Source organism: Bacteroides sp. 3_1_13 (assembly GCF_001185845.1).
GTDB lineage: Bacteria > Bacteroidota > Bacteroidia > Bacteroidales > Bacteroidaceae > Bacteroides > Bacteroides xylanisolvens.
Genome location: NZ_KQ236955.1, coordinates 2628908 through 2652429, shown reverse-complemented (window position 1 = coordinate 2652429; position 23522 = coordinate 2628908). Strand labels below are relative to the sequence as shown.

The 23522-nt window shown below is 39.0% G+C and carries 15 protein-coding genes; 2 read left to right on the top strand and 13 right to left on the bottom strand.

Annotated features, from left to right (window positions below; all coding sequences use genetic code 11):
* Positions 1 to 209: 209 nt before the first annotated feature.
* From HMPREF9009_RS09415 to HMPREF9009_RS09405, 3 genes are read right to left on the bottom strand one after another with little or no spacing between them, the layout of a single operon-like run.
* A complete protein-coding gene (locus HMPREF9009_RS09415; RefSeq protein WP_049701986.1) occupies positions 210 to 1661 on the bottom strand; it encodes a glycoside hydrolase family 57 protein in 1452 nt (483 codons plus the stop codon).
* A gap of 17 nt (positions 1662 to 1678) precedes the next feature.
* Entirely contained in the window at positions 1679 to 2944 is a 1266-nt protein-coding gene (locus HMPREF9009_RS09410; protein ID WP_004316709.1) for a glycosyltransferase family 4 protein, read from the bottom strand.
* A gap of 16 nt (positions 2945 to 2960) precedes the next feature.
* Entirely contained in the window at positions 2961 to 4898 is a 1938-nt protein-coding gene (locus HMPREF9009_RS09405) for a glycogen debranching enzyme N-terminal domain-containing protein (RefSeq protein WP_049701985.1), read from the bottom strand.
* Between the two features lie 213 nt (positions 4899 to 5111).
* Between HMPREF9009_RS09405 and HMPREF9009_RS09400 the strand changes: the two genes are divergently transcribed.
* Positions 5112 to 5747, top strand: coding sequence for a rhomboid family intramembrane serine protease (locus HMPREF9009_RS09400; protein WP_049702328.1), 636 nt, complete (start codon positions 5112 to 5114; stop codon positions 5745 to 5747).
* Positions 5748 to 5926: 179 nt separating this feature from the next.
* On the opposite strand, the gene HMPREF9009_RS09395 is transcribed toward HMPREF9009_RS09400, so the two are convergent.
* The 9 genes from HMPREF9009_RS09395 to HMPREF9009_RS09355 all read right to left on the bottom strand — a co-directional run bounded on the left by HMPREF9009_RS09395 (position 5927) and on the right by HMPREF9009_RS09355 (position 20980).
* Positions 5927 to 7048, bottom strand: coding sequence for a DUF4972 domain-containing protein (locus HMPREF9009_RS09395; RefSeq protein WP_049701984.1), 1122 nt, complete (start codon positions 7046 to 7048; stop codon positions 5927 to 5929).
* 26 nt (positions 7049 to 7074) lie between these two features.
* Positions 7075 to 8238, bottom strand: a complete 1164-nt coding sequence (locus HMPREF9009_RS09390; RefSeq protein WP_004316718.1) for a glycoside hydrolase family 99 protein — start codon at positions 8236 to 8238, stop codon at positions 7075 to 7077.
* A 30-nt stretch (positions 8239 to 8268) separates the two neighbouring features.
* The gene (locus HMPREF9009_RS09385; protein WP_008645637.1) at positions 8269 to 10506 is read right to left on the bottom strand and encodes a GH92 family glycosyl hydrolase; all 2238 of its coding nucleotides are present in this window, start codon (positions 10504 to 10506) and stop codon (positions 8269 to 8271) included.
* A gap of 15 nt (positions 10507 to 10521) precedes the next feature.
* The gene (locus tag HMPREF9009_RS09380; protein ID WP_049701983.1) at positions 10522 to 11214 is read right to left on the bottom strand and encodes a DUF3823 domain-containing protein; all 693 of its coding nucleotides are present in this window, start codon (positions 11212 to 11214) and stop codon (positions 10522 to 10524) included.
* A 32-nt stretch (positions 11215 to 11246) separates the two neighbouring features.
* Positions 11247 to 13205: a RagB/SusD family nutrient uptake outer membrane protein gene (locus HMPREF9009_RS09375; RefSeq protein ID WP_008645635.1), complete on the bottom strand. Its 1959-nt coding sequence runs from the start codon at positions 13203 to 13205 to the stop codon at positions 11247 to 11249.
* 6 nt (positions 13206 to 13211) lie between these two features.
* Positions 13212 to 16340: a SusC/RagA family TonB-linked outer membrane protein gene (locus tag HMPREF9009_RS09370; RefSeq protein WP_049701982.1), complete on the bottom strand. Its 3129-nt coding sequence runs from the start codon at positions 16338 to 16340 to the stop codon at positions 13212 to 13214.
* 353 nt (positions 16341 to 16693) lie between these two features.
* Positions 16694 to 19291, bottom strand: coding sequence for a hypothetical protein (locus HMPREF9009_RS09365; protein ID WP_049701981.1), 2598 nt, complete (start codon positions 19289 to 19291; stop codon positions 16694 to 16696).
* 231 nt (positions 19292 to 19522) lie between these two features.
* Complete coding sequence (locus tag HMPREF9009_RS09360) at positions 19523 to 20134, bottom strand: HU family DNA-binding protein (RefSeq protein WP_004316725.1); 612 nt, start codon at positions 20132 to 20134, stop codon at positions 19523 to 19525.
* 246 nt (positions 20135 to 20380) lie between these two features.
* Positions 20381 to 20980, bottom strand: a complete 600-nt coding sequence (locus HMPREF9009_RS09355; RefSeq protein ID WP_004316176.1) for a MarC family protein — start codon at positions 20978 to 20980, stop codon at positions 20381 to 20383.
* Between the two features lie 137 nt (positions 20981 to 21117).
* Here HMPREF9009_RS09355 and HMPREF9009_RS09350 point away from each other — a divergent pair, with 137 nt between their 5' ends.
* Positions 21118 to 21786, top strand: coding sequence for a Crp/Fnr family transcriptional regulator (locus HMPREF9009_RS09350; protein WP_004316175.1), 669 nt, complete (start codon positions 21118 to 21120; stop codon positions 21784 to 21786).
* Between the two features lie 95 nt (positions 21787 to 21881).
* Here HMPREF9009_RS09350 and guaA read toward each other — a convergent pair whose 3' ends face one another.
* Positions 21882 to 23405: a glutamine-hydrolyzing GMP synthase gene (guaA, locus tag HMPREF9009_RS09345; protein ID WP_049701980.1), complete on the bottom strand. Its 1524-nt coding sequence runs from the start codon at positions 23403 to 23405 to the stop codon at positions 21882 to 21884.
* Positions 23406 to 23522 lie beyond the last annotated feature (117 nt).

Sequence of the window (23522 nt, the reverse complement as noted above, 5' to 3'; positions counted from 1 at the left end):
GATTCCTGATTAATATAGAAGAAATAGTGACGGTATATGCTTAGGATATTAACGGTATCGTCACCATATAGCGTCACTATTTCTATCGGATAGCGCTACTATCTTACAAAAGTATATTCTCCTACAAAGATCTTAACTTAATCCATATTAAAAACCGTGAGTTTGATTTTATCTCACTCACGGTTCCATATAATAAATTTTTATACTTCTTACTTAACAGCAGCCTTTTTAGCTTTTCCCGTAGCCTTCTTCGGCTCGGCTGTTGCTTTCTTTACTTCAGCTTTCTTTGCAGCAGGTTTTGATTTAGTAGCAGGGGCCTCTTTCACCGGCTCTTTAGCATTAGTAGCCTTCTTGACTGCCGTTTTCTTTGCCGCTTCTACTTTTGCCTGTAATTTAGCCAATACCTTTTCCAATTCAGTAATCTCATCCCCCTGATTCTTAATGGTAGTCAACAAAGAATTTAATTCTTCACTGTCTACATCGGCAGGATATAATGCATCTACCCGTTTGATAAAGTCACCCAAAATATTCATATAGTTGGTGAAAGCATCATAAGGAGAATCATAGATACCACGGTTCAACCACATACCATTGTTCTTCGTTGTCATAAAACGGAAATTATTGCTAGCCTGTAAGTAATCCCAATCCTGCTTAATACGACGATCATCACATAAATGGACACGTTCGGCTACACTATACAGTTTATTGAAAGCCTCACGTTGCATGACATTACCCAGCCAACAACTAGTATCTCTTTCTTCATCCACCCATGACATCGGATAGGCAACATCAAGCTGTGATACTGATTTCAACTTCGTCACGATTTCCGTCGGTGTAGAGAATGTGATTCCTTTAGCTTTTGCACATTCCGGCAGTGCCTTCATGAATTCAAGAATATTAGAAGACAACGGTTGAGCCATACCAAGTGCACTCAATTCCATAAAGATATTGATGACTTGTTCTTCTTGTGGCAATGCATCGATCCAATTAATATACTTATCAGCAAACAAAGGATATTCCGCCCAATCTGAATTAGAGAAGCGCAAACTGATGTCGTCAGAGAGTTTGAAATCCCGCAACAAGAGTTTAAGACTTGGAGCTTGATTACAGTGATAAACATAATGCGGGCTCTTCCATCCCAACACATGTTTAGCACCTTCCGTCAACATTCCCTTGAAGCCCATAGAAGCTACCAATCCACCAATTTCATCAGAATAAATCAGACTAGAATTGCGGAACACTTTCGGTTCTTTACCAAACATCTGTTTCATCTTATCACGTTGACGAAGTACTTCTTCACGGAAGCAATCCTCGTTAGCCAGTGAAGACAAGCCATGAGAATAAGGCTCACATAAGAACTCGCAACACCCAGTTTCATTCAACTGGTGCAATAAATCAATGACTGCCGGAGCATGAATTTCCAATTGTTCCAAGGCTACTCCCGAGATAGAAAGCGCAACTTTAAAAGCCCCCCCCGAGTTTTTCGCCATCTCAATCAATGTATTGAGAGCAGGAATATACGAACGTTCAGCGACCTCATTCATACCCGTTTCGTTGGCATAATCATCATAATAATAATGGTCATTACCAATATCGAAGAAACGATAACGTTTCAAATGGATAATTTGATGTATTTCAAAATAAAGACAGATAGTTCTCATTTTTATTTATTGTTTTGTTATTTACCATAGTTTCTTAACACAGACTCGTAGAGAGCACGGATTCTCAAGCCGACTTTTTCCCACGTAATCCCATCTACTTCCTTCTTTCCCTCTTCTTTGAGATATTCGAAAAGAGACGGATTGGTACACAGAGAATGGATAGCGTCAGCCATCGCATGAATATCCCAATAGTCAGTTTTTATCACCTTATCAAGAATCTCGCCACATCCAGATTGCTTAGAAATGATGGAAGGTGTTCCACACTGCATAGCTTCCAGCGGAGCGATACCGAAAGGTTCAGAGACAGACGGCATGACAAATACATCACTGTTCTTATAAACCTCATATACCTGTCTACCTTTCATGAAGCCCGGGAAGTGGAATCGATCGGCAATACCACGTTCAGCAACCAAGTTAATCATGGCATTCAACATATCGCCCGACCCCGCCATTACAAAACGAATATTACGAGTACGCTGCAATACAAGCGCAGCAGCTTCTACAAAATATTCTGGTCCTTTCTGCATTGTAATACGTCCGAGGAAAGTGACCACCTTTTCTTTTGAGTGATCGGGACGCGGAATATCCAGCAGTTCCTGCGACAATGGATAAACAGCATTATGCATTGCAAATACCTTTCTGGGGTCCTGATGATACTCGTTAATAACAGTGCGACGAGTTAGCTCGGATACGCACATGATACAATCGGCATGATCCATACCATTCTTCTCAATCGAATAAACAGTAGGATTGACTTTGCCACGAGAACGGTCAAAATCCGTAGCATGCACATGGATGCAAAGCGGCTTTCCGCTAACCATTTTGGCATGTACTCCGGCAGGGTAAGTCAGCCAGTCATGCGCATGAATGATATCAAACTCCTGCTGACGGGCTACTACTCCGGCAATGATCGAGAAATTATTAATTTCTTCGTGCAAGTTCCCGGGATAACCACCTGCAAATTCCATACATCCCAAATCATTTACATGCATATAAGAAAAATCGGCATAAATATGGTCGCGGAAAGAGTAATATTCTTCCGGTGTCATCTCCAACAAGCGGGATTTCAAGTAGTCATAGTGAACATCACGCCACACAATGGGTACTTGATTCATACCGATTATTTTCAAGAACTTCTCTTCTTCGCCGCTAGGCTTAGGCATACAGAAAATCGTCTCCATATCACCTTGCAGACTCAATCCTTTAGTTATTCCATAAGAAGCAACCGCAAGACCACCATATATTTTGGGAGGGAATTCCCATCCAAACATTAAAACTTTCATCTTCGTTCCTCCTTTTTTAATAATACTTAGACAGTAGCTTTAAGACACGCAGTATTTCTGCTACATTCATCGCGAACGATACTGCGCCACGCCCTTTGAAAGGCGGGTTCCCATCAAACAATTCGGGAATGGAACCAACGCAGTGGCTTGTCATCTCATCATCATAACTAATCAGCTGACGTTCAACGAATGACAACCCGCTCATCTTATAAATTCGAAGATAAGCTTCCAGATAGAATCCCATCAACCAAGGCCAAGCAGTACCCTGATGATAAGCATAATCGCGTTGTATCTGCGGACCTACATAGTTCGGATTATATCCGCCACTCTTCGGACTCAACGAACGAATTCCTTTCGGAGTGAGCAGCTCTTTGGTCACAATATCAAGCACCTGTTTCTTTTGTGCACGATCCAAAGGAGAATAATCAAACGCTACGGTAAATATCATGTTAGGACGTACACTCCAATCCATCATATTACCGTCTACATAATCAAGCAGATAACCATATTCGTTACGGAATACCTCGACAAAAGACTTTCCGGTTACTTCTGCCTGCGCATCAAGTTCATCCGCCAAGTATACGTCTCCTCCTTCGCGCACCAAATCAGCTATAAAACGCAACGCATTATACCACAACGCATTAAATTCAACAATATACCCCGTACGAGGAATCACCGGATGTCCGTTCACTGTAGAATTCATCCATGTAATCGCCTTATCCGTACCGTTGGCAAAAAGTAATCCATTATCATGCAAGAAAAGATTCTCATGTTTCCGCTGACGAATAAACTCCATTATATCTTTCAGAAGTTCTCCGTATTTCTGACGACATTGCTCACGGGAAGTTTCTTTTGCATATTGCTGCAAAGCCCAGACAGCCCAAAGCAAAACGTCAGGATGCTCCATTTCATAAATCTTGTAGCCTACTGGTTCTTCATTTATAAAATTGCGAATTGCCTTTTCCGCCGTTTTCATCACATCCTCAAACTGATCGACCTCATCGAGCGCAAGCGTCAGTCCCGGCAGGGCAATGAACATATCACGTGCACGACATTTAAACCACGGATAACCGGCAAGAATATAATGTTCGTCTTCCTGCTGGTTATGGAACTGATGAGCGGAATTCTTCAGACAATGGTAAAAGCTATCACGTGGAGTACGATCAGCTACTTCAGCCTCAAATGTTTGTTTCAGTCTACGAGGAGTTACTTCTGAAGTTCCGGCAGAGAATACAATACTCTCTCCTTTCTTTATATCCACTTCGAAATAGCCGGGAACATAAAGGTCTTCATTGAAGTCATACCCACGTTCCTGTTCTTTCGGATATTCAATCCCCCGATACCAGTCGGGCGTGAAATGAAACTCACACTTTTTATTCAACTGCATATAAAGTTCCGGATAACCGGGATACATACAGGTTTTAATACCATTTTCCACCAGTTGATACTCGCGGCTTGCCTGTGGGTTTTCGTGAGTGTACTCACGTACACTTCTGAAAGCAAGGAACGGCCGGAAGCGCAGGGTTGTAGCCGAATGCGCATCAAGTAAAGTATAACGAATCAGGATTCTATTTTCATGATGTACAAAGATTTTTTCTTTGCGGAGGACTACACCTCCGACACGGTAAGTTGTTGCCGGGATATGCTCACAGTCAAACTCACGGATATACTTGTGTCCGTTAGGACTAAAGTTGTTTCCCTGATATTTGTGCAACCCCAAGTTAAACTCCGCACCGTGTTGAATTACCGTTTCATCAAGAGAAGATAGCAGCACATGATTTTCATCGTCGAGATTGGGAACTGGAATTACCAACAGGCCGTGATATTTGCGTGTGTTACAATCAACAATCGTCGTACAATGATAAGCTCCTGCTTTGTTCGTCCGGAGGATTTCCCTTTGAAGAGATTCTTCCAGATTCGTCATGAGGGTCTTGTCAAATCGTAAATAACTCATAGTTGTGCATTATTAAAGGTTAATTATTGGTCATTATATCGTATATCTATTTATTGTTACATACCGTATATATTGGCTGTAGCAGCATATACAATAGGTATAACGCCCAAATGTACAAATTATAGATAAAAACAAAAATAAAAAGGCTTTTTATTTTCAGATTTTGTGCAAATATTCGTAGTATTGCGTAAAATATCTAAAGAAAAGAATGTCATGAAGCAAGATATTCAGCGTATCATGCTGGCTGCAGCAAAGCCTTTGTTCCTTATTTTTATTCTCTATATACTCAAGATTATGGAAGTCGGAATGAACTGGGACTTCTCTCGCTTGGGGGTATATCCTATGGAGAAACGGGGACTGACCGGCATTTTAACCCATCCGCTGATACACAGCGGGTTCAGTCATTTATTAGCAAATACAATCCCTTTATTCTTCTTGTCATGGTGTCTTTTTTACTTTTACCGGGGAATAGCCGGTAAAATTTTTATTCTCATTTGGCTCGGAAGCGGACTACTTACTTTTCTGATCGGAAAACCGGGATGGCACATCGGTGCCAGCGGACTGATCTATGGCTTTGCCTTCTTTCTCTTTTTCAGTGGTATTCTCCGCAAATATGTTCCACTCATTGCCATCTCTTTACTTGTCACCTTTTTATATGGAGGAATTATATGGCATATGTTTCCTTATTTCTCCCCTACCAATATGTCATGGGAAGGACATCTTAGCGGAGGAATTATGGGAACGCTCTGCGCTTTCGTTTTCGTAAATCACGGACCGCAACGGCCGGAACCTTTTGCAGATGAAACGGAAGAGGAAAATAATGAAGAAGAGAAGGGAAAAAGCCCTTAAAGGGCTGAAATAGCAGAGTAAACAGACCACATTTAATTTATCAAATAAAAGTAAAGCTGTCAAAAGCCTGTTTTACTATCTGATTGATTAGAGACAAAATATCCCAAACATAGTAAATCCAAACTTCTGACAGCCTCAAAAAGCTTCTGCCCTACCAAAGGAAGCAGATAAAGAATCTTTTATTCCAAAGGAATCCACTTATACTCTCCAAGCAACTTAGCAGAATATTTGCCTGTCAAATCAGGTATATTAGTATCATCCTCCACTGTTGCATCAAACTCCCATCCACAAACTAAATCATCTTCCTGTCCTGTAACCCTAATTTCCTTATTCATCAGCTTTTTAATTTCTCCCTGTGACTTGGCAGATTTCCAAAGATGGAAATGTTTGATATATCCAGATAGTTTCCAGTCATTTGTCATACCAAGATTCCCCCCCATATGTCTAAAAGCAATCATAGATGTTCCCAAATCATTCGGATTATAAGGATTACCATCAAGCCCTGTCGCCTGATCCTTCAATTCGCCATTCATATACACTTTTACAACAATAGGTTTTCCTTCTGAATTAACATCTCCATCAACTCCTTTCTCGTTAATAACTGCTGCAAAATGAACCCATTTCTCTGTCGTACTGAAATCAATGCCAGGTTCCAACAATCCCCAATTATCCATTCCCAACGACATACGTAGTCTCTTATTATCAAAGTTATTAATTACCCATCCTTTTCTATAATGTCCGGTACCATCTTCGATAAAGACATCCACCACACTACCAAAACCGGAAGTATATTTCAACTTCACCCACAACTCAACAGTGAAAACTTGTTCACCAGTATTACCAAACTTAGAATAGTTCTCACTTGCTCCAAAATCAATATACCCGTCATTTTGTCCGTCTACATACAATTCTGCAGCTACAGAAACATATTCTATAATCACAGTTGCTTTAAAATCCTCCATCGCTTTTTTAGCAGCCTGAATCAATTCATCCACTTTCTCCTGTGAAGGATTAGTCTCTTCTCCGTTTTCAATTTGCCGGATGCTCTTTTTTATCTGGATTAATACCAGTTCAAGTATATCCCTGCTCTCTTCCGGATACATTCCCGTCTTATTTCCATACTGCGATCCATCCCTCAATGTTTCCAGCTGATTTTGATAATCAGTCAGTTGGCTTATAAAAGCTACTGTGTCTACCTTTAGCACATTATCGTCGTCATCAGAACAAGAAATAGAACATACTGATATAAACAATGCACATAGCATTATTAACAACATCTTTACTTTTGTGACTTTTTTCATGGTTTATTTTTTATTAATAAATATGATTACTGTTTGCTTTCTCTAAATTTCCCAACCCAGTACGCAGTGCGGGTGAGATAATAATCAGGTTCACGGTTCTCATAATCCAAATAAGTAAACTCGGAACTTGTGTAAGGCACAGCCGGTTCTATCTGGCTCCCTTCATGCCATTCATTAAAGGAGGTAATAGAAATAGCCGAAACCCCAGCTTCAATGGCCTTTCGATACATAGCGTCATAATACTGCCCATCCGTTCTAGTCCGGATTACCGAACCATTCCAAGGACGTATACGTGTGTCTATATATCCGGGACCCACACTTGGAATAAATATCTTACCATTTTCCTTTGCCCATTTTTGCATACTTACCCAATTAGTCGGGGTAGAACCATACGTGAACCCGGTAGCTGCAAAATATGTATAGAAACCATCAAAATGAGCATTCAAAATAAAAGGCCGTTGCACTGTCGGACTAGAAGTCCATAATCCAATCATCAAAGCATCATAGGCTGTATTTCTGATTGTAATGGAACCACCAGGACTTAATAACTTTTCCCATTCACTAGGTTCGATTAAATAAGAGTCATAAATAAAAAACAAAGGTTTGCCATCCTTTCTGTAGAAGGCCGGGTGATTTCCATACCTCGTTATCAATTTAACTATGTTCTCCCGGAGATTCTGCACATTTCTGCTGGGATATGGCTCCAAGTGAAAACATACTTTTATTTTTTTCTTATCTGCTGCATCCAGTATAAGACCGATTCTCTTGGCTTCAGTCTCATCCTGTTCATTCCACCAGGTAAGTGCCAGCACTCCGGTACGCGCCATAACAAACATATCCATATGTTTGGTCAAAATATTAGGATCACTACTACTATATCTTCCTAATTGAGGATAAAAATTACTGGCTATACTCTCCTGTGTACCCGGAATGGTCCCCGGATTCTGACCGGATCCACCATTAGGATCGGGTGCTATAGCATGGGCCCAATGTCTATATTGACCGTCAATAGCCTCACTTCCATACCAATCATAATAAAAGCAGAAAGTATCATAATCCAACTCTGTACCTAAATTATTATTTCCTCCGTTATTCTCCGAATTAGAAGGATTATTATCATCTTCTTTGCTACAACTTTCCAATGAAAGTGACAAGAAAAAAATCATCATAAAAAAGAGTCTCTGCATCATAATTGATTTAATTTTAATTATTCATATTCTTTATTTTCTCATTTCAAATGAAGGGGGGACAGACTGGTCTTGAGACGCCCACTCCTTATTGGGATAGGCCCCCATCGTTACTTCTAATTTATTTCCCTTCATCAGTTCCTCATGACTAAACCAAGATTTATCCCATTCCACTCCATCCAGCTTAACCGATTGAATGTATTTATGTTTCGGCGAATAATTATGGCAATATACTTCAAAGGTTTTGTCATCACTCAACTGAATTTTTGCCCGTTCAAACACCGGACTTCCAATGACATATATAGGTAATCCTGGCGTAACCGGATAAAAACCCAGCTGCGAGAAGACAATAAATGCACTCATGCCACCACCATCCTCATCTCCCGGCATCCCCATCAAATCATTTCTAAACCATTCCTCCAGTAATGCCCTAATCTTTTTCTGGGTCATCCAGGGTTTATTGGCATAGTTATATAAGTAAGGAATATGTAAACAAGGTTCATTTGCCATAGAAAACTGTCCGACATTACCTGTATGATCAGGAAAACGGGAGAAAAATTCATACTTGCTTTTTCCTAAAGGAGTATCAAACATCTTTTCCAGCTCATCAACAAACGCCTCTTTCCCTCCCATCAGTTTGATAAGATCCGCTACATTATGGGGGACATCCCAACGATAAACCCATCCATTATTTTCGCCATAATAATCCCTTCCACCCATTCCACCGGAATAACGATAATCAAACGGAGTGATAAAATTTCCTTCACTATCTTTAGGATGAAAAAATTTTGTTTCTGCATTAAACAATTGATGATAGTTCAAACTTCTTTGCAAAAAGTAATTGTAATCCTCTTTATTATCCAGCAGTCTGGCTATTTGTGCCAGACACCATTCATCGTACACTGTACCTAATGTCACAGCAACAGCTTGCCTTTTCTCAAAACTATGTACTTCGGAAACAACTTCCTCTTCACCAGAAGCTAACGCCGGAAAATATCCGTTTGACACATAAAAAGAATCTAGCTTTCCGGCTTCCATATCCGACCACGGTGCTAATGTCTTTTCAGTGATAGCATTTCTACAAGCACGATATGCTTCCTTTAAATCGAAATCCGTAATTCCTTTTACATAAGCGTCAAGTACAGTAGCCACCCCATGATTTGAATTCATCCGTCGGCTATCACCTGTTATCTCCGGAAAAGTAGGCATCCAAAAATGTTTCATCTGACCAGCCATCCGGATAAAAGACTGAATCATATATTTCTCGCGTTCCGGTTCCAGTAATATTCTCAATGGATGGGTAGCTCTATACGTATCCCAGATCCAATCATCAGTATAAAAAGGAACACCGCTATCCTGATGAACCTGATTGTCAAAAGCACTATAATACTGTCCATCTTCAGAAAGACAAACCATTCGTTCATATGTTCTGTATAAAGAAGTATAGAATATAGTCTTACTATCCTCACAGTTTCCCTTTACCTGAATCTTTCCAAGAGCATCATTCCAAATAGTTCTACCTGTTCGTGTAAGAGTTTCCAAATCCTTTCCAGCCACTTCGCGTTCCATATTTTTTTTCGCCTGATCTACACTTATAAAAGAGATTCCATAACGAAGATTAATCCTTTTATCATTCTCTGGAAATTTCATTACGACAGTATTTCCTTCTTCCGTTTGTAAAGGAACCACGTCCGTTTCCAGATAAAGATACACTCTTGTCTCATAGGAACCGATTTGCTGATAACCAAAAACTTTGTTTTTCTCTACATGCAACTCTCCATTTGTCGCCCCGATCAAAAGCCCAGGTTGCCCTGCCCGGAAATCTAATTGATATAAAGCCGACTGATGAGAAGGGACATATTTTACCTCTATATCATAGTCACTCAAAAAAACACTGTAATAATAAGGCTTGATCTTTTCATTATCGTAATTATACAATATAAAAGAAGACCTACTACCCTTCTCTAAACTATCACAAAAGCTATTGAACGGATTGATAGAGAAGGCCGAATTTCCTCTATGACTTGTCACTATCACAGGTAATCCCTTCAATTTATTACTTGTATAATCCTCCCTTTGAGGATATATTCGTAACATACTGTTAGGTAAATGGACAGTCGGATAAGTCGGTACCAACAAGTGACTAATATTTCCCATATATGGATTTACGTAATCAACAGGAGCTTTTATCTCCACACATCCTCCAAACGAGAAAAGCGGTAACAACAAAAACAGTCTGTATGCAAGGCAATCTTGTATTTTTCTTTTCATAAATGTCCTATTCCTTTATAAGTCGATTTCTACTGCAGGAGAATAATTATATTTAGCTTCCGACGTACTGCTCAATGCTCCGATTCTGAAAAAATAACTATGTTCCCGTTCAATTCCAGTAGTCTGGCTCAAATCCATGCTCAATTCGTACTCCGTCAAAGGTGATACAGCAGTATTTATTTCACTACTCACTTTAGCTGTCTGGATATTACTACTTACATGGGACTCTGTATGTGCAAATAGAGCGATTGTCTTTACCGGATCTACCGTATATTGCTGTAAACTGAATTTTGCTACTACTTTATTACCTTTATATCTAATATCAGGATTCACGATACGTATGTAAGGCAGAACCTCAAACACCTTATAATTCTTTCCTTTATTAATTCTAAAATCAATCGTATCTTGAGGAATATAATTCCCCTTATTCAGAATTATTTTGTAATCGCCCGCAAACATGAGATTATTTTGGAATGTTCCGTCATTTTTAACAGCCATTGCCTGAACAGGAGGATTGTCCCATCCGAGTTCAATAAAATAAATCTGCGAACCTCTGATTATCTCTTGCTCCACCAACTCACCTGTCTCCATATCCCGGATTTCCCCACCGAATGTAGCATTTGGGGCTATATCCAGATTGTCCTTTTCACATGCTACAAAACATATGGGAAAGAATATTATTGTCAATAAATAAAAAGTTGCTTTCATATTTTCTGTCTTTAAAGTAAAGTTTTGATATATCAAGGATTCTGAACAAGTCCGTTACTACCGGTACCAGGAATATCCTGATAGTACCAGGAATAATCAAACGAATGTTTGTTCACTCCAGGAGCATCCATGCGTACAAAGATGTATTTAGGAGTTTCTCCTCTTAAATCGAGGAACGGAACTAAGGACTTCTTTATTCGGTTCTCATATTCCTTATGAAATATCCTCCAACGAATCAGATCCCATCTGCGTCTATTCTCAAAAGCAAATTCAACAAAACGCTCTTTACGTACATTCTCTATTGTTAATGGAATTTCGTCTTTGTGTGCAGCTCGCTTTCTAACAGCATTAAGCGCTTTTTTCCCTTTTTTCAGCTGTTCACCCGTTGCAGACGAATGTTCTATGGATGCTTCCGCATAATTCATCAGAATCTCAGCATAACGAAATTCGATCCAGTCTGTAAATCCCTTATTCCACTCAGAAGTCACGTCTTTACTTTCCTGCAAGAATTTGCGAAGAAGAAAACCAGAACGGGTGTAGTTACCACCAACAGAACTAAATCCCGAATACATTTTCTGATCCTGCGCACCAAACGAATAGTAGGTCTTTCCATCTTTCCCCTGAGTACTGGCATCTGTTCTGAACACATAACTTCCATCGGGACGAATAAATCCTCCCTGAATAATGATTTTCTGTCCTTTCCATTGCGTACCCGGAAGAATCATAGTAGCCCACATACGAATATCCTTATCATTGAATATTTCATAAGGAGCATCCATTGGATAAGAATAATAGTTAGCATTTCTGTCAAAACCAGAAAAAATTTCATTATTATCCACACGAGTACGGATAGGCTTACTTAATCCTTGCCCGTCATCCGTATAATCTTCATAAATATCGGCCAGATCTAACGAAGGATTCATACGTCCCGGATGCGGCCAGCCGTTTGCTACCTGATTAGGACGATACCAAATATCATAATTGTGTGCAAGTTGGGTACCAGATGTATATCCTTTAATAAAAATAGGTTCCTTCGTTCCATTCAATACACTGTTTGGATCCTCAAACAGTTTTTTATAATTTACGATAGCTTCGTCTCTGCTTTGAGGCTCTGCACCATATAAACCATACAACCCACTCTTCATTATTTCATCAGACGACTGCATACAGATTTCATAATAACGATCTGCTTCCGAAGCATCAATACCCACAAGTTTCTGTTCTACAGCCGGCCCCGACAGACCCACATAAGGCTCATGAGTATATTTGGCAATCGAAGCTGCATATAAAGCTGCCCGAGACTTCAGTGCCAATGCAATCCATTTATTAGCACGACGAGTATCTTCTGAAGACTCACTTAGTTTCCGGATAGCGTCATCACAATCGCTCAAGATAAAATCCCATGTATCCTTTTCTGTGCTGCGGGGCACTTTCAATTCTTCTACATCTCCATTATACACCTGAACTTTCTTGATAATCGAAACTCCACCATACCGCTTTGCCAAAGCAAAATATGTATATGCACGTAGAAAAGCAGCTTCACCCTCCAATAATGTTTTTTTATTATTGGAAGTATTCAACGTAGGAATCGTTTCCAACAGGTTATTAATATCCCTTATCAATGTGTAAATACCAACAGAAGCATTATACAAACCTTTATCATCCGTATATCTTTCCCAAAAATTAAATCCTTCACTTCCCCATTCGTCGAATTCAGAATGCATCGCTTCGTCACAGTACATAGCAGCAGCCCGTCCACCATTATTCGGATCAGTATTCCCAATTCCCAAATTAAAGCCCTTATCAATCGCATAAGAGAAGTCCTCGATAGGAAGACGGCCGTAAAGATTTGCCATGTGCATCGCAATCCCCTCTTCAGTAGTCAGGACTTTGTCTGCAACCACCTTATTATTAGGCTCTATATCCAGAATATCCGTACATCCTGCAAAAAGAAGAGCCATATTCAGCAATAGTATAATCTTATATTTCATAATCTATCAGAAATTAGCAGTAAAACCAATATTAAAACTTTTAGTCAGAGGATAATTCATTCCAGCACTATAAGAGCCTTCCACCTTTTCCGGATCAAACGCTTTCACAAAAGAATCACAGAAGGTTAAAAGATTATAGCCATTAATATAGAATCGTATATTACTAATACCACTCTTTCTCAAAATACTGTCTGGCAATGTATAACCCAGTTCCAAAGTTTTGAGTCTTAAATAAGAAGCATCACGACGCCAGATATTACTCTCTTTATACATAGCTCCAGTATCCTGTATTAAACGGGTAGCAGGCCATTTCCCGGCAACCCATTTACTATTCGGATTGTAAGGGTCTTCTTTGCGCCATCTGTCATAGAAATAGGCTGGAGTATTCGCTCCTTTTGACCACAGTACCTCGGCATAAACCTCTGAAAACTGGACAGTATACATTCCCGCTCCCTGAAGCAAAGCGTAGATATCGAAATTTTTCCAAGAAGCCTCCAAATTAAAGCCATAATGAATCAGTGGAGTACCTGACCAAAAGAGAGGCATTCTATCATTATCATCGATAATACCGTCACCATTAGCATCTACATAACGGTAATCCCCCGGCAGTTCCTTGCTATTTCCCAACTCTCCATCCTGAACAGGAGCATATTTTATTTCCTCTGTAGTCTGGAATTGCCCATTAGTTTGATACCCCCATGTGAAATCATTCCAACGTCCGGAAGACTGATTTCTCCAACGATCCATGCTACTGATGAAAGGTCCTCTTTCTACATGCTCCATCCGGGTGCGGGCTAAGTTCATATTCGCTTTGACGCTATAAGAAAAATTTCTGATCTTATTAGTATGCCCGAGCGTTATGTCAATACCCCTCGTCAAATCACTATTCAAATTTTCCTGTGGCAGTTGCGAACCAAATGTATTAGGTAATGCCACCACTCTTGTAGCTAACAATCCGCTTCTTTTTCTTTGGTATAAGTCGAACTCCAAAGAGAATAATCCTTTGAATATAGAAAGATCGAATCCTATATCAAGTAACTTAGCTTTATACCAAGTTAAATTCGTATTCGTAATAGAGGGAGCAGAAATGCCCGAAGTGGTAGTTCCGTCATTAAATTCATAAATACCAACATTAAGATTATACCCCGACACATATTGGAACGGATCACCTGCATCCTGTCCGGACTCCCCGTATGAAGCCCTGATCTTCAGATTATCAAGAAAGCCCAACTTTTCCTTCAAAAACTTCTCTTCCGACAAACGCCAACCAATAGACCCCATAGGGAAAAAAGCCCATCTGCTACCAGGAGCATAGCGGTAAGAACCATCATTTCTGAATCCTAATTCTAATAAATACCTTCCTTTGTAATCATAGTTAAACCGACCGACATACGAGATAAAAGCCTGTTCGTTGGACATCCCCCCTGAAACAGCATCTTTCAATCCGGCATAATCTACTTCATCATAAGTCAATAAATCAAACTTACGTTCTATATTCGACCAATCGCTTTTTTCCTGTCTCCTTTCATAAACCAATGTAGCACTTACATTATGTGTATCATTAAACAACCTATTGTAACTGATTTGTGCTTGCATGTCAAGCCTGCTCGCTTCGTTATTATTCACTTGTATCATAGAAGGATTATTGTATTCATTCTCTATATATTCATCCGTTTCGATAGCGTATGTATAAGTAGAAAACTTCTTTCTCAATCCTTTATGTTTATTGTGATTATAATCATAGCCTAATTGCCCTTGTATAGATAATCCCTGCACAAACGGTACTTCATATTTTAAAGTGAATGTCGATTGAAAGTTTTTATTATAATAATAATGATAACCTGTCATATCCGCATCCGCCAAAGCAATGGGATTAATTCCCATACTTTGAGTTGCCAAATAGTCCGGATTGTTATTGGCATACGCAGGCACAGTCGGCACATTCACACGGGTCTGCTTGAAGATCTCATAGAAAGAGTTCCATGGCTGGCTGGTCTTATCATATCTACCTGCCAAATTAACTCCTGCGGTCAATCCTTTAGCTATTTTTATATCAGTATTCGAACGAAAAGTAAATTTCTCATATCCCAAATCACCGGATTTCAACAACCCTTCATCAGATGCATAGCTAAAACTACCAAAGTATGAGACAATATCCGAACCTCCTTGCAAGGACAAAGTATATTGCTGTTGAATAGAACTATTCTTAATCACATGATCGTATAAATCAGTACTGGCATATCCAGAAGCACCCGTCTTCCATAATTCCAGTTCTTCTTTTGTAACCAATGGATTACCTTCTCCTAATATTGCAGCATCATTTCTAAGCTCCATATATTGAGCTGCGTTTGCCATCCTAGGAATATTAGTCGGTTTAGACCATCCCCAATTAGCCGACAAGGATATTTTCGCTTTTCCTTTATATCCTTTTTTTGTTGTTACAACAATGGCTCCATTAGCCGAATTCATACCATAAATAGCTGCAGTACCATCTTTCAGGAAAGAAATGCTTTCTATATCATCCGGATTAAGACGCTGAAACTCATTAGCCCCATCTCTGACAATCCCATCAATAATGAAAAGCGGAGTACCCAAACCACGGATATTGATATCGGAACGAAATTGTCCCGGTTCACCGTCATTCTGCCGTATCTTCAATCCCGAGACTTTCCCTTCAAGTGATTGTGCCAGACTGGTAGCTTTCGTTTTAATAATCTCATCATTTTTAATATTAGAAATAGCACCCGTCAAACTCTCTTTTTTCTGAACTCCATAACCTACCACTACCACTTCATCCAACGCCTGTGTATCTTCCAGCAATTTGATAACTAAAGACCGCATATCAGACACTTTTATTTTTTGAGTGCGGTAACCAAGAAAACTAATAGTTAATTCCGTCCCGACAGGAACCTCAATGGAAAAATCTCCATTCATATTAGAGATAGTTCCCTTCCCGACCACAGAAGATTGAATACTGGCTCCAATAATCGGTTCGCTGGCGTTGTCTATAACTTTACCCGTTATCAGGTTACTTTGGGCAAGAACAGAAACTGAGAACAGTAAGTCTCCCATCATCACAAGAAAGAACCTTAAATGCACATTCCAGTGCTTCTCTTTGCAAATGCGTGCTTTCATAAATTATAAATTAAGTTGATATATTGTTCAATCAATCATCTATTATAGATCACTATGAATCATGAACCTACTCAAGAGGTATCAGTACACTTCATAACTCGATAGATTTGCGATTAATTGGTACTGCGAAAGTATATGAGAGGCATTATCACAACATTAATTTCATATTAATAATATGATTTTTCTTATCACATTCCATATAAGTACCTGATAAACAAAGAGAAAAAAATAGAAATATTTTGCCCTCTTATGAAGAAAATAAAAGAACCCGAAAGCAATAAAGCCACTTCCGGGAAATCATTAATGCACTTTTAATGCAAAATTTATTTCATTCAAAAAATAAATTCCACCTATCAGCTCTCACAAATCACATCATCGTATGTAAATTCGGGAGAAGTATTCAATAAACGGTTATAATCAGCACAATACTTATCAAAACATTGTTTAGCAAGTCCTTTTTGTCCAGACAGAAATAACGCCCTGCACTTTATACGAATAGCATCTTCATCCGTACAGTCATGCATCAGTATAATATCCGCTATTTTCAGCAATAGTTTGTTGTCTTTCCCAATCTCTTCACGAACACTGATAGAAAGAAGTAGTTCTATAACGTTATGAGAATACTCCGATTTATATTCATCCACCCATTCCGTACTTACATTAGGCAGCAACACCCCCAAAGATGCCAACTCTACAAAGTTGACAATCATTTCTTTATTAGAAGAATTATAGAATTCAAAAGCATTTAAGATCTGGCATACCTGATGATAATCACATAGGGTATCTTTACCCATATCAATATACCAATAATCATTTTTATTAACAATCTGTACTTCCCCGACCGTCTCAAGAATTAGCCGAAGTTTACGGATATTAACCCTACGGTTGTTGGCTGCACTCGTTTTACTCATATCAAACCAAAAAGTCTCTTCCAATCTTTGTGAAGTTGTTCCCTTTCCACCTTTGATGGAGTTTAGCAATAGGAAAAGAAAAAGTAATTTAAGAGTAGGCGTAAATTCACCCGTTATATTATTCCCTTGTTTATCAAAGACCTGAAAACCACCAAGAAGTAAAATTGCAGATATTTTTCTGTTAGATGGCTTAGCAATCTCTTGTTCTCCATATTCCACTTTGGAAATAGTCATCGAAACTCCAGTTGTTTTACTTTTCTTTTTTTTGTAGACATATACAATAACGAAGAAGAAGAATACCAGACATATTAAAATGCTTCCATAGATAACCCATGTAGAAAAATGACAATCTTTGTTCTTTTCCATATAAATCTCATCTGACGATAAAGGAGGATATACTAAAGAATATACATCTAAAACTGCCTCACCCGGTATCTTCTCCTGAACAACAAAAGCATACAACATCTGGTCTTGATAAAGAAATAAATCACAATAAGACTTAATATCCAGAAAATCATATTCGATAGAATCACTTACTATTTTGGATTGTGGATTTGAGGTACAAATATCAAAACTGCACAAGTTGAGATTGGTATGGAAACGATCATTATTATAAACCAAAGCATACAACTTATCAGCGACAGTATCTATTATCATTGAATTACTAAACGTAAAATGCTCGCCTTCATTAAAAAAAGACCACACTTTAGAACATGATTTATCCCGGATATTCAACCGATAAAGATCATAGTAATTCTGTGGAGACTCTTCCTGCTTTCCTGAACGGCTTCCATACCCGCCCATTATAAGAATGTGGTCTTTATCCTCAATGCCCATAGCACTTAAATACCGAGGAGTGATACAGGAATCCAAAGAAATAATTTGCCATTGATCTCCGTCATTCAAACCTTTTTCCACAAAATCTGCATTATAAGTATGGCGTCCATATCCTCCAAAAAGGATCAAATGATTGGTTTCCGGATCTATCATACGATTATGATGCTGTCTGGAGTCCACTTCCCACGTAGAAGGAATCGACCATTCATGCGTGGCAAAATTATATTTGCTTAAAAGAGGATGTTCAGTAGAATAGGAAATCAACTCGTCAGTAGCAGCAGAATAAATAACCTGTCTGGATACTCCAAAATAAGGTTCTCCTTTTTCAACTGATAGAGTATCTACCTGTTTATTATCGACATGGTAGACCAATACCTTCTCTTTTAGTACCATAAATATCCTACCACCTATACTATCATAAGCTAATTGAAGATTTTGACATTGAAACTTCTTACTATCAAATTTCAGGGATTTCTCTTTCTGCCAGTTATAATGTCTATCTATTTCCCAAATGCCATTTTGAACAATTGCACGTTGAGCCTCTACTTCATCCATTGTTTCTCCTTTTCTGTTATGCAAGGCCAGCTTCCAGCATCGTATTATTCTACCATCCTGATTATACAATTCAATGTTACGCAAACTAACGGGAGGAACATCGGTCGTATAATACTTTGGATGCCTATTGCTTCCAAATAAGAAACTTAGACTGTTAAAGTCTTTAAAAGAATGACGCATCATTTGAGTAGCCTCATTCACCGAAATCTTAATCCCCTGTTCTGTGAAATCAAGCCTTATCTTAATCCACTCATCCTTTACTATTTGAGTACTGTCTATAAAATCCACATTCTCAACAATCGAACTACCTTTGTTCAATATAAAATTGAATTTGGATCGTAGTTGATAAGATATAAAATCCAAGCAAGAAGAAGTATCGTCGGAGATTATTCTAAACACATATCCATAAGTATGCAATTCCTCTCTCAACTTAATGTCAAAACTAAGCGAGAACTTATTACCCAGATGCAGACTTCTATCCGGAGTCAGATCAAGACTTGTTCTTTGATCCTGATTAACAGTATGTGCTTTGAAGGTAAGTCCATAACGATAATTGGACAATATAGTAGTATTTGCATAGCCCCATTGCAATGTTACAAACAAGCAGAAAATGAGAAGGCTGATCAACAAATATCGTTTTTGTTTCATTGTTCCGTGATTTTTTCTTTTTACTTATATACAATAAGGTTAACTTAATAACAGAGGTCTTTTCATGACAAACAAGAAATTCCCATCTATCTGCAACTATGACAGGAGACGTTCAAGTAATGCAAAGACACATATTAAATATTTATCTACATCCAATATACCCATATCCAGCCCCCCCTATCATGATTTTCCGGCCCTACTTACGCCTCTCCACCCAGTATCAGGGATGGTTTATTTTCCATAATACCCGGATCTGGGCACATAAATCGGTTGAAAACGAGTTCCTATATTCTCTATTTTACCTTGTTCTTTCAAACGTTGTATATGACGCGATGCCATAATTTGAGTAAACTGGCAAATGGATTGTAAATTACGCCGAATCAAGACTTGGTGAGTAGTGAAAAACTCCGTCAAACGCCGATCAATTTCTTCCTCTGAAAGGACAGCCGAATGGCACTTCCATTTCGAACGTTGTATATGCATGTCATATAATTCACCTTTGAGTTCTTTATCCGCCTGAAAACGAATAGCTTTGAAAGAAACTTTATCAGAACGTGTCTTAACATCATATACCGGTTCTGTAGTCTGCAACGTCACCTGAAAATATCCTATCCCTTTCAAATGTACACGTTCACCATTTTTAAGATGAGAGCTCATGAAATGACTTAATGACATCAGAACGCCTTCAACCTCTGCCTCACCGAACGTTGTAGCTCTATGAATTTCAGCTGCCAAATATTCAGTACTCACAGAATTGAAGTTAACAACTCGGGGATGATATTGCTCTTCCTCTCCTTCTTCTCCCGTTCCAGGATTCTTATAAAACTCAAATTGTACTGCCATCTTTACGGTTATATATTAGTTTCTCCTTCATAAGGACACCGACATCCTCACCATTTCTCACCAACATCCTTGTAGTTTATTACCAACATCAGTAACCTCTCACTAAAATGATGAGACATTATCACCCGAATGAGAAGCCCTTTTCACCTCGATGACAAGCTCTTCTCACCCTAGTGAAAAGTATAAGTAAAATCGTCAAATATACAAAAATAACAAGTAGAAAACAAGTAAAGATTAGATTATTAATCAAGACCGATGCAACGCTTCAATCAATAACGTTATATTGGCCGTAAACAACCTTACAGAAATAGCCAATAAGATGATACCAAAAAACTTACGAATAATATAGATACCACCTTTTCCCAAGAAACGTTCTACACGACCAGTCATACTCACTACAAAGTAAACCCAAATCATGTTCAATACTAAAGCTATAATGATATTAACACTGGCATATTCCGCCCGAAGAGAAAGCAAAGTAGTAAAAGCTCCGGCACCTGCCAACAAAGGAAAGACAAGCGGCACCAAAGTAGCTTCTTTGATAGGACCCTGATTTTTGAAAATCTCAATATCCAAAATCATCTCCAAAGACATGAGGAAGATAACAAACGCACCGGCAACTGCAAACGATTCGATATCTACATGGAAGAGTTTCAGCATCATATCTCCCGCATAGAAAAATCCGATCAGCAAAACAAAAGAGATGACGGTAGCTTTCATTGCATTCACATCTTTCCCCTTTTCTTTCAGGTTAATTATAATAGGTATAGAGCCGATAATGTCTATCACGGCAAAAAGTACGATAAACGCACTAACCATCTGTTGCCAATTGAAGCCTGCAAACATAATTTCCTCCTTTTTTTCTGCAAATATACTCTATTTTTATACATTCAAACAATAAAAAAAACAAAAAGAAGGGTCAGATATTGACAGCCGTGTTGTATTATGAGTAAATTTGTACGATTAACAAGAGATTACAACATATGGAAACAATGTTCGACACTTTGCTCCAATTGCCTTTATTTCAAGGTCTTTGTCATGAAGATTTCACAAGTATTCTGGATAAGGTCAAGCTACACTTTATCAAGCATAAAGTAGGAGAAACTATCATTGAGAGTGGTAGTCCGTGTAAACAACTCTGCTTCCTGTTAAAAGGCGAGGTTTCTATTGTCACAAATTCCAAAGAAAATATATACACCGTCATTGAACAGATGGAAGCACCTTACCTGCTGGAACCACAGTCGCTGTTTGGCATGAACACTCATTACACTTCTGCTTATGTGGCACATACAGAAGCGCATACTGTCAGTATCAGCAAAGCATTTGTACTTAGCGATCTGTTCAAATATGAAATATTCCGGCTCAACTATATGAATATCGTAAGTAACCGGGCACAAAATCTTTACTCCCGCTTATGGGAAGAGCCGACACAGGATTTAACAGAGAAAATCATTCGCTTTTTTCTGTTACATTGTGAAAAGATTCAGGGAGAAAAGATATTCAAAATGAAGATGGACGATCTTGCCCGCTACTTAGACGACACCCGACTGAATACTTCAAAAGCGCTCAATGAGCTACAAGACAAAGGATTATTAGAATTACGTCGGAAAGAGATTCTTATTCCAGATGCACAGAAGCTGGTAAGCGAGTAGATACAGACTGACTCATTATAAAAAGAACCTATCCATCATAAAAATAGCCTCAACAGGAATTCCTATTGAGGCTATTTTTAGATTATAAAGTGTTATTATTCCCACTCAATGGTTGCTGGTGGTTTTGAACTGATATCATAGGTTACACGGTTCACTCCCTTCACCTTATTAATAATATCATTCGATACCTTACCCATAAATTCATAAGGCAGATGCGCCCAGTCGGCTGTCATGGCATCTGTAGATGTCACAGCACGTAAAGCAACTGCTCTTTCGTACGTACGTTCATCTCCCATCACGCCTACAGACTGTACGGGCAACAAGATAACTCCTGCCTGCCATACCTGGTCATACAATCCCCAGTCACGCAATCCCTGAATAAAAATATCATCAGCATCCTGCAGAATACGTACTTTTTCAGGAGTAATATCACCCAGAATACGCACTGCCAGCCCCGGTCCCGGGAACGGATGGCGGGTAATCAGATGTTCCGGCATACCCAACTCACGACCTACCCGACGAACTTCATCCTTAAACAACAAACGAAGTGGCTCACATAATTTCAGATTCATCTTTTCAGGAAGTCCACCTACATTATGATGGCTCTTTATCACTGTACCCGTGATAGACAATGACTCGATACAATCCGGATAGATTGTACCTTGGGCCAGCCATTTCACGTCTTTGATCTTATGAGCTTCTACATCGAACACATCGATGAACCCCTTACCTATAATCTTACGTTTAGCTTCCGGTTCGGCCACACCAGCCAGTTCCGTAAAGAACTTTTCGCTGGCATCAACGCCAATCACATTCAAACCAAGACATTCGTAGTCTTTCATCACATTCTTGAACTCATTCTTACGCAGCATACCATGATCTACAAAGATACAAGTCAAGTTCTTGCCGATAGCTTTATTCAGCAGCACTGCCGCAACCGATGAATCGACTCCACCACTCAAACCGAGAACAACCTTATCATCACCCAACTGTTCTTTCAGTTCGGCAACCGTGCTCTCAATAAAAGAAGCCGGCGACCAATCTTGCTTGCAGCCGCAAACATCTACCACAAAGTTCTTCAGGATTTGAGTTCCGTCTTCACTATGGAATACTTCCGGATGGAACTGGACACCCCATACCTGCTCCCTTTCTATCTGATAAGCAGCAATCTCTACTTTATCTGTTGAAGCTATTTTCTTGAAATTATCAGGAATAGCAGTTATCGTATCTCCATGACTCATCCACACCTGCGACTCCTCACGCACTCCTTTAAACAGTACATTATCTTTGCAGAAAGAAGCCAAATGAGCACGTCCATACTCACGCGTTCCGGCCGGTTCCACTTTTCCGCCATTGGTGTATGACAGATACTGTGCACCATAACAAATACCCAATATCGGATATTTACCACGAATTTCACTCAAATCTACTTTGAAAGCATCTTTATCGTAAACCGAAAAAGGACTTCCGGAGAGAATGACTCCTTTAATAGTCGGGTCTTCTTTAGGAAACTTGTTATAAGGAACGATTTCACAATACGTATCCAATTCACGTACACGGCGGCCTATAAGCTGTGTTGTCTGCGAACCGAAATCAAGAATTATTATTTTTTCCTGCATATCAATGGTTGGATTTTGAATAAATTGAGTTGCAAAAGTAGAAAAAAGTACGCAATCTATATTAATAATGAAGAGAAAAATAAAGGAGATTCACAAGTTTACACCCGAAATCTCCTT